Below are 11008 nucleotides of genomic sequence, written 5' to 3'. Positions count from 1 at the left end.
CGAGAGGATTATCCTCTCGCCGGGCCACTACCATTTTTTTTTGAGAGGGCGCCTGAATGGACCGGGCCGAAACGCAAGCACCGCCGGAGGCGCTGACCGTCGTACCGCTGCGCCACTATGGCCTTTGGGTCGGCACGGCGATCACGCTGGTCATACTCGGGCTGATCCTGAAGGCTCTCGCCACCAACCCGGCCTTCGACTGGCCGACGGTCGGCAAGTACCTGTTCCACCCCTCGATCATTCGCGGCCTGGGCCAGACGCTGCTGCTGACGGTCACCATCATGGTGCTGGCGATCATCATCGGCACCATCGTTGCCATCATGAGGCTGTCGCCGAGCCGGATCCTCAACGCCTTCGCCAGCGCCTATATCTGGTTCTTCCGCGGCGCACCGGCGCTGATCCAGCTGATCTTCTGGTTCAACCTGTCGCTCATCGTGCGCGAATTTTCGCTGACGCTGCCATTCGTCGGCACGCTGTTCACGATCAAGACCAACGACGTCATGACACCCTTCGTGGCGGCCGTCATTGCGCTATCGCTGCATGAAGCCGGCTACATGGCCGAGATCGTGCGCGCCGGCATCAACTCGGTGGCATCAGGCCAGACCGAGGCAGCCGGCAGCCTCGGCATGAACCACCGGCTGATCCTGCGCCGCATCACGCTGCCCCAGGCGATGCGCTTCATCGTGCCGCCGACCGGCAACGAGACGATCAACCTGCTGAAGACGACGTCCCTGGTCACCATCATCGCGGTCAACGACCTGCTATATGCCGCGCAGAGCATCTACGCCCGCACCTTCGAGACCATACCGCTGCTGATCGTGGTGGCTTTCTGGTACCTGTTCGTCGTCACCATCCTGTCGATCGGGCAGCACTATATCGAGCAATATTACGGCAGGAGCGACCAGCAGCAGGGCGCGTCCCTGGGCGAGATGCTGAAACGCGCCTTCAGGTTCGGACGGGTGGCACAGCCAGCATGACATCGAAAGCAGAGAACCAGGCTCGCTTCGGCGTACCCGACAATTCCATGGTGTTTGCCCGCGGCGTGCGGAAATCCTTCGGCAATGTGGAAGTGCTGAAGGGCATCGACCTCAACGTGCCCACAGGATCGGTCGCCTGCGTCATCGGCCCTTCGGGCTCGGGCAAGAGCACCTTCCTGCGCTGCATCAATCACCTGGAGGAGGTCAGCGGCGGCGTGCTCCTGGTCGACGGCGAGTTCGTCGGCTACGACCTGCGCCACGGTAAGCTCTACGAGGTCAACAACAAGCTGCTGTGCCAGCGCCGCGCCGACATCGGCATGGTGTTCCAGTCGTTCAACCTGTTCTCGCACATGACGGCGCTCGAAAACCTGATCGAGGCGCCGATGATGGTGAAGGGCATGTCCAAGGCCGAAGCCAAGGAAAAGGCCTTTGCACTGCTCGAACGCGTCGGGCTTTCGGCAAAGGCCGACACCTATCCGCGCCAGCTTTCCGGCGGGCAGCAACAACGCGTGGCCATCGCTCGTGCACTGGCGATGAACCCCAAGGTCCTGCTGTTCGACGAGCCGACCTCGGCGCTCGACCCCGAGCTGGTCGGCGAAGTGCTGGTGGTCATGCGCGACCTTGCCGAAAGCGGCATGACGATGGTGGTGGTGACCCACGAGATCGGCTTTGCCCGCGAGGTCGGCGACCAGTTGATCTTCATGGATCGCGGCGTCGTCGAGGAGCGGGGCGAACCCAGGGAAATGATCGCCAACCCGCAATCGCCGCGGACACGGGAGTTCCTGTCTCACGTGCTGTGAGAGGCTCTTCTTCTTCACGCTAGCAATGAAACCAAAGGGGCAGCGTCGAGCACTGCCCCTTTTTTTTCGAACGCCGCTCAGTTGATGGCGGCGATATTGCCGAGGCGCAGGAACAGGGTTTCGCCCGAGGAGTCGTCGACGCCATCATTGTCGGTGACGACGAAGGCTTCGCCTGATGCATCGATGGCGAAGCCCTCGACCTTGTCGACGACGTAGCCGTTGGCCGACTTGAGATCGGGCAGCAGGTCGCGCACCAGCGCCTTTTCCACCACCGGCAGTTCGTCGCCAAACTTGGCCGGCTTGAAGCCGTCGAGCGCCACCGCATAGATGCGCTTGTTTTTGGCTTCCGCGCCGATCAGGTTGTCGCGCTCGACGATATAGAGCTTGCCGTCATGGGCGGTGATCTCCGACAGGCCAACCCACCCCTTTTCGGTGGCGTCGAGCGGATAGCGCACCGCCGACCACTCCTTGGCCTTGGGCTTGTAGGCGAGCAGCTTGACCTGGCCCTTCGGATCGTCGGCCCATTCACGCTGGATCGCCATGACCAGCGTCAGGTCGTCGCCTTCGCCGACAATGGTGATGCCTTCGAGGCCGAAACGGGTCTCGCCGGCCAGAAGCTCGGCCGGGAAGGCGATCTCTTCCTTGATCTCGCCCTTGGCGTTGACGTTGTAGATGGCGTGCGGGGTCAGCTTGTCGCTGCGGCCTTCGGAAGCCAGCCAGAAGCCGCCCTTGCCGTCGGCCACGAGGCCTTCGAGATCGAGCTTCTGCGCCGGCTGGCCGTCGCGCGTAACGATGGTTTTTTCGGCGATCAGGGCCGGGGTCTTGGTCGTGTCGATGGTGAAGATCGCCGGCGCCGAACGATAGACCGAGTCCGAAACGGCATAGAGCTTGCCGGCTTCCTTGGGATCGGCAGCGAGGCCCGAGAGAGCACCCCAGCCGAGCGGGGTGCCGTCGTCCTTGAAGCTCGAGACGATCTGCGGATAGGCAGCGTCACCCTCGCCAAGTTCGTAGACCATGACATGCGAGCGGGCGAGGCCGTCCTCGACGAGGTCGGTCTCGTTGGCGGTGACCAGAAGCTTGCGCTGCGGGATGGCGACCAGGCCTTCCGGCCCGATGCCCGAAGGCAGCAGCTGGAGGAATTCGGGCTCGGCACCCGTGTCCTTGTAGACGCCTACGAGCGAGGCGCGTTCGGCTGCCACGAAGATCAGCTTCTGGTCGCCGAAGCTTGCGAATTCGAGGCCTTCGGGCTCGATGCCCTTCTTGTTGCGGGCGTCTGGATAGTGGCCGGCGGCGGCCGCCTGATATTCGAAAGCCGGACCGGATTCGTACAGCACCTCGCCAGCCCTGGAGAAGATGGTGAATCCGCGCGCGCCGCCCTTGTAGTCGCCTTCATTGGCGACGACGAGGCGCTCATCGTCGAGCCACTTCACCGCGTCGGGTTCGCGCGGCGCATTCTCGACCTTGCCGGTGAAAGACAGCGCACCGTCCTTCTTGGTGTCGACGTTTTCGAGCGTGACCTCGCCGGCCGGGAAGTGGGAAACGACCTTGCCACTGGCGGCATCGACGATGGCGATGTGGTTGTTTTCCTGGAGCGTGACGGCGATCTCGCCCTTATCGTTGAAGGCGACGAATTCCGGCTCCGGATCTTCAGGCGAAACAGTGGCGATGCCGGTCAGGTCGACGGTCTTGATCGAGGCGCAATCGGGCGCGCCGTCGTTCATGGCGATGATCTTGAGGTTGCCAGCTGGCAACTGCGGCAGCGCACCTTCGTTGAGTTCCTCGTCGCGTTCGTTTTCAATGGCGACGGCAAGCAGCTTGCCGTCCCTGCTCAGCGCCACCGAGTCGGGCTGGCCGCCGAGGTCGCAGCTGGCATCGATCTTCTTGGATGCCAGGTCGATCACGGTCAGGTTGCCGGATGGCTCCTGTTTGCTCTTCGACGTGTTGACGCCGGCGAGTACCTTGCCGCTGAGCACGGTGACCGAGGTCGGCTCGCCGTCGATCTTGACGATGCCGGCAGCCTTCGGCGCCTTGGGGTCGGTGAGGTCGATGAAGCCGACGGCGCCGAGCGGGCTATCGGAATAGACGAGCGTCATGCCGTCTTCGGTCGCGGTGATGATTTCCGACGACGTCGGCGTGGCCGCATCTACGTCGGCCGGCAGGTTCTGCGAGACCGGGAAGGTGGCGACGCGGTTGAAGACCTCGGCTGCATGAGCGGGGAGGGCGGCCGACGCGGCAAGCGCGGTGGTCAAGAGCAGGAGCTTACGGTTGATGTTGCCTGACATGGTGAAACCTCTTTGCCTGAACGGAATTGCGGGTTCCGTTTGGGGCAGCGAGATTTCAGCACGATGACAGCTGGATGATGGTTTGGTGACAGGCGTTCCTATCGCGCCTTGTCGATGGCGGTGAGCGCCGTTTCCAGGTCGGAGATCAGGTCCGTCTCGGCCTCCAGCCCGATCGACAGCCGCAGCAGCCCGTCGCTGATGCCTGCGGCTAGCCGGGCTTCGGCGCCCATGCTCGCGTGGGTCATGGTGGCGGGGTGAGCGACCAGGCTTTCGACGCCGCCCAGCGATTCCGCCAGGGTGAACACTCTCACGGCTTCGACGAAACTGCGGACCGCTTCGACGCCCCCGACCAGTTCGAAACTCAGCATGGCACCGAAGCCGGCCTGCTGCGCGCTGGCGATGGCGTGGCCGGGATGCGACTTCAGGCCGGGATAGTGGACCGCACTCACCTGCGGCTGTCGTTCCAGGAATGCGGCGACGGCAGCGGCATTCGACTGCTGGTGTTCGATGCGTGGAAACAAGGTACGCAGGCCGCGCAGGGTCAGATAGGAATCGAACGGCGCTCCCGTCACGCCGGTGATCTTCGCCCAGTCCGACAGCGCCTCGACGTCTGCCTTGTCGGCAGCGATGACGGCGCCGCCGACCACGTCGGAATGGCCGTTGAGATATTTCGTCGTCGAATGGATGACGAAATCGGCGCCCAGTCCGATCGGCCTCTGCAGCGCCGGCGACAGGAAGGTGTTGTCCACGACGACCTTGGCGCCGGCGCGCCTGGCCCGGGCGGCAATCGCCCTGATGTCGACGACTCGCATCAGCGGATTGCTCGGGGTCTCGATGAGCACCAGCGCCGGCTTCCTGGCCAGCGCTGCGAACAATGCAGCCTCGTCGCCCTGGTCGACGAAAAGCACGTCGAACTGTCCCTTGTCCCGTCGCAGGGACAGCAGGCGGTAGGTGCCGCCGTAGCAATCATGCGGTGCCACGACGAGATCGTCTCGCCCCATCAGCCCCAGAACCAGGTCGACCGCCGCCATGCCCGAGGCGGTCACCACGGCCCCCGCGCCGCCCTCCAGCCTGGCAAGCGTATCGGCAAGCAGGTCGCGGCTGGGATTGGCGGCACGCGTGTATTCGTAGCTCCCAGGTCTCTCGAAGCCGGGGAAGACGAAGGTGCTGGAGAGGTAAAGCGGCGGGTTGACGGCGCCGAAGCCCTGGTCGGCGGCGATGCCGTTGGCCGCAGCGACAGTCCTAGGTTCCCTTGGTTCGGCCATGCCAGTCATTCCTTCCATCCCCCCGTTGGAAAGACGACCTAAGCACTGGGTCTGACAGCAGGCAAACGAATGATATTGCTGGTTGGCTGCAAGAAAATTGCTGCAAAAGGCGCTTGAATTGCCCTGATCTCAGGCTTTGTCTATCGGACCACCTGCTTCAGCCCATCCAGTGCTTCCTGCACGTCCGTGCGTCCCTCACTCGCCTCGGGGTAGACTGCATAGACCGGATAGGTGAATTCGGGCGCGCCTTCGACCGTTTCGAGCTCACCGGCAGCGATCAGCGGCGCGACGACACCCTTGCGGAAATAGCCCATGCCGCCGGCACGCAGGATGTAGCTCAGGCCGAGCGGTCCAAGGCCAACGAACAGCCCCGGCTCGCCGAAAGCCGCCGAAGTGGCATCGTGCTGGGCGGCGAACAGCGGCCCCCAGTCGACATATACATAGGTGCTTGCGGCATCCCGCTTGCCGTCCTTCGCCACCGTCCGGACGAGCACCAACTGTTCTTCCTGCAGGATCTCGACCTTGAAGCCCGGCAGCAGCTTGGGTGCATAGAGGATGGCGATGTCGAGCACGCCGGTCCGCAACTGGTCGAGCAATTGGTCGGGAACGCCGACATGGGCATGGATGGCGATCTCCGGCTTGGCCTGCTTCATCCACACAAGCCAATCGAGCAGCAGGGGATTCCACAGGCTGAGTTCACCGCCCAATGCGACGACGCTCGTGCGCCCCGAAGGGATGGCGAGCTGGTGCCTGGCGCGCTCCCAGATCTGCACGAACGACTGGGCGTAGCGTTCGAACTCGCGGCCGGCCGGCGTCAGCTGGGCGCCGTTGCGGTTGCGGATGAAGAGTTGCCGCCCAAGCTCCTCTTCCAGCGTACGTATGCGCGCGCTGACCGTCGTCTGGGTCACGTGCAGCCGGTCGGCAGCCCTGAGGAAGCTGCCGCAGTGGACGATTTCAAGGAACGTGCGGGCGCGATCTATGTCCATGACATCCAGTTCAAAGCAAAATTATTGCACTAATATAGCATTTAATTCCGTTTGCGTTCTTGTTTGGCGCGGCGCAATTTTTCGCAAAGGACGACGTGGGTCGTCATCGCGGCAAAGGAAACGGTAGATGATATCCGACGAAAAGGGTGCCCCTCCCGAAACGCACGAATATGCCTCGCCGCCGTGCTTCATGCACGAGCTGTCGCCGGACTATCAGGCTCAGGTGGTTTCGCGGGACAGATGGCCCGACGTCACCAGATGGCGCAAGGCCGAACGCACGCGCTTAATCGACGAGCGGCTCCTTGTCGGCGCCGAAGAGCGGACGGCGAAGTCGGAACGCATCGCCGCGGCGCTCGACGAGGCGATCGGCAAGGTGTCCGGCCGGCTGGTCAGCGTCTACTGGCCGTTCCGCGGCGAGCCGGACCTGCGCAACTGGGCGGTGCGGGTGATCATGCGCGGCGGCAGGATCGCCTTGCCCGTCGTCATCCAGAAGGCCTGGCCCCTGGAGTTCCGCGTCTGGTCGCCGGGCGACCCGCTGGAGCGCGGCGTATGGAACATCCTCGTGCCCTCGCACGGGCCGGCTGTGCAACCCGATGTCGTCATCGCGCCGGTAGTGGGCTTCGACGATACCAACTACCGCCTCGGCTATGGCGGCGGCTTCTTCGACAGGACACTGGCGGCAATGTCTAGAAGGCCGCTGGTGATCGGGGTTGGCTACACCGGAAGCCGGATTCCGACGATCTATCCGCAACCGCATGACATTCCGATGGACGTCATCGTCACCGACGAATGAGCGGGGGATAATAAGTCGCGGGTCCGGACGGCACTTGGCGCTTGTCGCGGAGCATGCCGGTGTTACGTTTTGGCTACGCCGGGAGCGGAGCATTCCGGTTCTTCACGCCATTGGCCGGCTTGGGGTCCAAGGCGTCATTGCGCAAGCGTACCAGACCGGAGGAGGTAGGTAATCTTGAACGAAGTTGTGCAGAAGGGGCGGTCGCTCTACCACGAACTCGGCGGCGAGGAGGCCATCCGGCGGCTGGTCGATATTTTCTACGACATCGTCGAGCAGGATGAAGACGCCGCGGAGTTGCACCTGCTCCACCGCAGGGGCCACGGTGTCGCCCACTCCCGCGAGGAGCAGTTCAACTATCTCTGCGGCTTCTTCGGCGGCCCGAGCTACTACGTCCAGAAGCATGGACATTCACGGCTGAAGGAGATCCACGAGCATGTCGCCATCGGTCCGGAGTTGCGCGACCTCTGGCTGAAGTGCATGCGGCAGGCTGTCGACAAGGCGGAACTGCCGGAACGCCTGCAGGACCTCATCCTGCGCCATTTCACCTTCGCCGCGGAGACGACGCGGAATCGTGAATAGGGCCCCATTCCGGTTCGGAATGAGGCCTTATCGATGTCCTCGCGCCTGATATTTGCTAGGGCCTGGTTCCCGGTTTGCGGGATCAGACCCCGGAGTTAGCCGAAAGCCGCCTCAGCAGGCCGCTTCCGCACTCACCGGCACAAGGCCGAGCACCCGCTCCATGGCACAGGGAATGGGTGCGATGATCGGCGTCTCGAACAGCGGCTGCAGTTGCTCGGCCGCCTGGCCGAGCGGGCCGCCGCCGATGATGACGGCTTCGGCTCCATCCAGTTCGATGCATGCGCGCACCGCTTCGGCAAGCGACCGCTCGAGCAGCTTTTCATCCCCTGCCACAGCGATGGGATCGCCCGGCGTGCACCGGATGCCCGAATAGAGATGGGCCAGCCCCAGATCGCGGGCGCGACCAGCAATCGCTTCGGCAAGGTCTGGTGTCGTGGTGGCAACGCCAAACCTCCGCCCGTCGCGCGAAGCCTCGATCATCGAGGCCTCGCAGATGCCGACGACCGGAACGGCGACCCGTTGCCTGAGTGCCGCAAGGCCGGGATCACCGAACGCGCTGACCACGATGCCGCGGCAGTCCGCATCATGGCCGGCACCGATCTCGATGACCTGGTCGGCGGCAGCTTCGAGCTGCGGGCCGTTGACGATCATCTGCGGGTTCCGGCTGGCCGTGGCAACCGCCACGGCCATTCGTCCTGTTGCGGTCTTGCGCGCAATGGCATGCATCATGTCGCTGGTTGCGCGCGAGCTGTTTGGATTGATCAACAGAATGTGTGGGGCCGTGTTCATGGTTACGCTCTTGCTTGTGCCTGCAAGGTCGACGCTTCGGGCGTTTCGACCTCCGCCGGCTGGGTAAGGTCTTCCATCGACATGCCATAGGTCTCGGGACCCATCTGGATGCAGACGGCGAAAACCGCATACATCGCAGCCGCCAGCCCGAACACGCCGATCATGCCGTAGCTGTCGAACAACGCGCCCGAGATGGTGGGCACGAAGGAGCCCGCCGCCGATCCCGTCGCCAGGATGAAGGCAACGCCGAAGGCGCGGATGCGGGTCGGGAACAGTTCAGGCGCATAGATCCAGATGGAGGTGTTCAAGAGCAGCACGAAGAACTGGAAGATCGCGCCGAACATGAGCACCAGGTAGATGTTGGTGCCGAGCGTGGCGATCGACACGGCCGCGAGGCAGGCGAAGATGGCGCCGACAGTCAGTACCTTCTTGCGCGGGAAGTAGTAGCCGAACATCGACGCAGCGATGGCGCCGAGCACGCTGCCGCTCTGGATGATCATCGAATAAAGCAGGCTGCCCTGCAGCGTGTAGCCCATGGACACGAAGATGATTGGCATCAGCGTCAGCACCGACAGCTGCGCGCCGTAGCTCATCAGGATGGCAATGGCGACCGGGATGGTGCGGCCGAGGTAGGGCGCGCGGAACAGCTCTTTCCAGCTGTCCTTGGCCGGGGCTTCCTGTGCCTGGTCGTCCTTGAGGTACTCGCGCACGACAAGGTTCTTCGGACGCAGCGTTCCCGATTCCAGGATCGACAGCACCTTGTTGGCCTCCGCTATCCTGCCCTGCGAGGCAAGGAAGCGCGGCGTCTCGGGCACAAAGCGGCGGTAGAACACCACCAGCAGCGCGGGCAGCGCGAGTGCGGCAAACAGCCAGCGCCAGCCGTCCTCGCCCGGGAAAATCGTGAAGATCAACAGGCCGAAGGCAGGTGCCAGGAAGTTGCCGAAGCCGCCGGCGCCGACATTGACCAGGCCCGCGGCCGTGCCGCGGAACTTGGGCGAGCAGAACTCTGATAGCATGGTCACCGCGGTCGAAATCTCGCCGCCGATGCCGAAGCCGACGATACCACGCGCGATTGCGAGCGCGGCGAAGTTCGGCGCCAGTGCGCAGGCAAGCGAACCGATGGTGAAGAGCAGGAGATTGAAGGTCAGCATCACGCGGCGGCCATAGCGATCGCCGAGAATGCCCGACAGGAGCCGCCCGATGGCCGCGCTGCCGAAGGTGATGGTGTTGAGCAGGCCGATGTCGGCGCCGGTCAGCCCCCAGCTTGCCTTGAGCATCGGCCCTGAAACGCCAATCGTGTTCTGCTCGAAGGCGTCGAACAGCACGCCGATGAGCACCAGCGCGATGATCTGCTTATGGGCGCCGGTGACACCTATGCGGCTTAGCGCTCCCTCAAGTTGTCGAATGACCGGCGATGTCTTGCCGGATTGCACCATACTTTCCGCTGCCATGGTTTCTCCTCCCTTGGCTGAACCAGATGTGAAAACTGATTTTCACCAAAGTATCATATGAAATTGACTTTTTACAGCTGAATCTGATGGAGGGGCCCCAATGTCTCGCGGCCAGCGGTTATGTCGTTGTGATTCCTGCGTGATTGGGACGATCCAAGCGATGCTCCCCGATGTCTGCCCCTTGCAGAGAGGGCGCATCGCGCGCAAATGTGCACGACGACAAGCGTGGCGGACGACTGCATGACCCCCAAGGAACGGCCCTTTCTTTTCCGCGTGCGGGAGGCACTCGACCAGTTGCATCCGGCCGAGCGGCGGCTCGGCGACTTCGTCTGCGACTTTCCCGGAGAGCTGGCCAGCTACTCGGCGTCGGAACTCGCCAACCTGGCCAATGTCTCGAACGCAACCGTGTCGCGTTTCGTCAAACGGTTGGGCTATGAAAACTACGAGGAAGCCCGCCGTCATGCCCGCGAGGAAAAGCAGACCGGCTCGCGCCTGTTCCTGACGACATCGACCGACACCGCCGGGGTCCAGTCGCTGGCGGCCCATGTGGCGCAGGGCATCGCCAACATCGAAGGCACCTTCGCCACCATCACCGACAGCCAGATCGATGCCGCGGTGGAGGCGATGCTGGCCAGCCGCAAGATCTGGGTGCTCGGCTTCCGCAGCAGCCATCCCTTCGCCGACTATTTCCAATGGCAGATGACGCAAGTGGTGGAAAACATCGTTTCCATTCCGGGCGGCGGGCAGACGTTGGGCGAACATCTGGTCAGCGTCGGCAAGGACGACGTGGCGGTCGTGTTCGGACTGCGCCGCCGCATCGCGCGCATGGAAATGGTGCTCTCGGCCATCGAGAAAAGCGGAGCCAGGCTGCTCTACATCACCGACGAGGGCGTGCCCCACAGGCAGAGCGCGGCGTGGCACTTCCGCTGCCAGACGCTGGCGCCGGGACCTCTGTTCAACCACGTTTCGGCGATGGCGATCTGCCATCTTCTGGCGACCCGCGCCATCGAACGCGCTGGCGCCGCCGGCCGGACGCGCCTCAGGGGCATCGAGAGCTTCGGCGACGCACTGGAAGAGCTGTAGGAG

10 protein-coding genes are annotated in these 11008 nt (G+C 63.6%); 5 read left to right on the top strand and 5 right to left on the bottom strand.

The window, feature by feature from the left end; all coding sequences use genetic code 11:
• Positions 1 to 56: 56 nt before the first annotated feature.
• On the top strand, positions 57 to 977 hold the full coding sequence (locus CO731_RS27990) for an amino acid ABC transporter permease (RefSeq protein ID WP_108610081.1): 921 nt from the start codon (positions 57 to 59) through the stop codon (positions 975 to 977).
• Positions 978 to 1024: 47 nt separating this feature from the next.
• On the top strand, positions 1025 to 1777 hold the full coding sequence (locus tag CO731_RS27985; RefSeq protein ID WP_199914669.1) for an amino acid ABC transporter ATP-binding protein: 753 nt from the start codon (positions 1025 to 1027) through the stop codon (positions 1775 to 1777).
• A 77-nt stretch (positions 1778 to 1854) separates the two neighbouring features.
• Here CO731_RS27985 and CO731_RS27980 read toward each other — a convergent pair whose 3' ends face one another.
• The 3 genes from CO731_RS27980 to CO731_RS27970 form a co-directional block, all read right to left on the bottom strand.
• Complete coding sequence (locus tag CO731_RS27980) at positions 1855 to 4047, bottom strand: esterase-like activity of phytase family protein (RefSeq protein WP_199914668.1); 2193 nt, start codon at positions 4045 to 4047, stop codon at positions 1855 to 1857.
• Positions 4048 to 4157: 110 nt separating this feature from the next.
• Positions 4158 to 5324: a cystathionine gamma-synthase gene (gene metB / locus CO731_RS27975; protein WP_108610362.1), complete on the bottom strand. Its 1167-nt coding sequence runs from the start codon at positions 5322 to 5324 to the stop codon at positions 4158 to 4160.
• Positions 5325 to 5464: 140 nt separating this feature from the next.
• Complete coding sequence (locus CO731_RS27970) at positions 5465 to 6310, bottom strand: LysR family transcriptional regulator (RefSeq protein WP_108610361.1); 846 nt, start codon at positions 6308 to 6310, stop codon at positions 5465 to 5467.
• 127 nt (positions 6311 to 6437) lie between these two features.
• Here CO731_RS27970 and CO731_RS27965 point away from each other — a divergent pair, with 127 nt between their 5' ends.
• Positions 6438 to 7103, top strand: a complete 666-nt coding sequence (locus CO731_RS27965; RefSeq protein WP_108610360.1) for a 5-formyltetrahydrofolate cyclo-ligase — start codon at positions 6438 to 6440, stop codon at positions 7101 to 7103.
• A gap of 174 nt (positions 7104 to 7277) precedes the next feature.
• Positions 7278 to 7682, top strand: a complete 405-nt coding sequence (locus CO731_RS27960; protein WP_108610359.1) for a group II truncated hemoglobin — start codon at positions 7278 to 7280, stop codon at positions 7680 to 7682.
• A gap of 111 nt (positions 7683 to 7793) precedes the next feature.
• On the opposite strand, the gene CO731_RS27955 is transcribed toward CO731_RS27960, so the two are convergent.
• Together CO731_RS27955 and CO731_RS27950 are read right to left on the bottom strand one after the other, a co-directional pair.
• The gene (locus tag CO731_RS27955) at positions 7794 to 8471 is read right to left on the bottom strand and encodes an aspartate/glutamate racemase family protein (protein ID WP_108610358.1); all 678 of its coding nucleotides are present in this window, start codon (positions 8469 to 8471) and stop codon (positions 7794 to 7796) included.
• Positions 8472 to 8473: 2 nt separating this feature from the next.
• Positions 8474 to 9922, bottom strand: a complete 1449-nt coding sequence (locus CO731_RS27950; protein ID WP_199914663.1) for an MFS transporter — start codon at positions 9920 to 9922, stop codon at positions 8474 to 8476.
• A 240-nt stretch (positions 9923 to 10162) separates the two neighbouring features.
• Here CO731_RS27950 and CO731_RS27945 point away from each other — a divergent pair, with 240 nt between their 5' ends.
• Positions 10163 to 11005 carry a MurR/RpiR family transcriptional regulator gene (locus CO731_RS27945; RefSeq protein WP_108610357.1) on the top strand — a complete coding sequence of 281 codons (843 nt, stop codon included), beginning with the start codon at positions 10163 to 10165 and terminating at the stop codon, positions 11003 to 11005.
• Positions 11006 to 11008 lie beyond the last annotated feature (3 nt).

The sequence above is a fragment of the Aminobacter sp. MSH1 genome (genome assembly GCF_003071665.1).
In the GTDB taxonomy this organism is placed as follows: domain Bacteria; phylum Pseudomonadota; class Alphaproteobacteria; order Rhizobiales; family Rhizobiaceae; genus Aminobacter; species Aminobacter niigataensis.
This window is presented reverse-complemented; position numbering and strand designations above follow the sequence as displayed.